Annotated in this window: 1 protein-coding gene; it reads right to left on the reverse strand. The window is 66.1% G+C overall.

What is annotated here, in order from left to right; all coding sequences use genetic code 11:
• Nucleotides 1–643 (reverse strand): dihydropteroate synthase (folP, locus tag EN745_RS35460; RefSeq protein ID WP_127423353.1); only part of this gene is annotated, 643 nt, incomplete at its 3' end.
• Between the last annotated feature and the right edge of the window lie 97 nt (nucleotides 644–740).

The raw sequence follows: 740 nt of genomic DNA on the forward strand, positions 1-740 counted from the left end.
GCGGGTAACCCAGCGCATGGAGCTCGGAAAACCGCGCCATCAGATCGAGGTTTTCCTCCGCCGTTTCCTTGGCGAAGCCGAAGCCGGGATCGAGCACGATCTGATCGTCGGCGATGCCGCCGGCCCGCGCGATCTGCAGCGATTTCCTGAGAAAGAAAAGCTGATCATCGATGACGTCGGGCAGCTTTCGCCTGCCGCGCCCGGTGTGCATGATGACGAGGCCGGCGCCGTTTTCGGCGGCGACGCGGGCAATGCCCGGCTCGCGCTGCAGGCCCCAGACATCGTTGACGATATGCGCGCCGGCGGCGACGGCCAGACGCGCGGTGTCCTCGCGATAGGTGTCGACCGAGATCAGCGCTTCGCCAGATTTGGCGAGCGCCTCGATGACCGGCAGGACGCGTGCCTGCTCTTCCTGGCCGGTCACGGCTGACGCGCCTGGCCTGGTCGATTCGCCGCCGACATCGATGACGGCGGCGCCCTCCTCCACCATGCGGCGCGCCTGGTCGAGCGCCGCGTCGCGCGCGGCGAACAGCCCGCCATCGGAAAAACTGTCCGGCGTGACGTTGAGGATGCCGACCACGACGGCCTTGCCGCCAAGGTCGAGATGGCGTCCATGCGCCAGCTGCCATCGCCTCGTCGTCATCGTCCGTCAACCATCTTGTGATCCCGCTGGAAATCAAATCCGTTGCGCCGAGAGCGGCCGTAAAGCAAGGTGGCCGAAGAGGCAACATGATGAAACG

The sequence above is a fragment of the Mesorhizobium sp. M4A.F.Ca.ET.022.05.2.1 genome, assembly GCF_003998845.1.
In the GTDB taxonomy this organism is placed as follows: Bacteria; Pseudomonadota; Alphaproteobacteria; order Rhizobiales; family Rhizobiaceae; genus Mesorhizobium.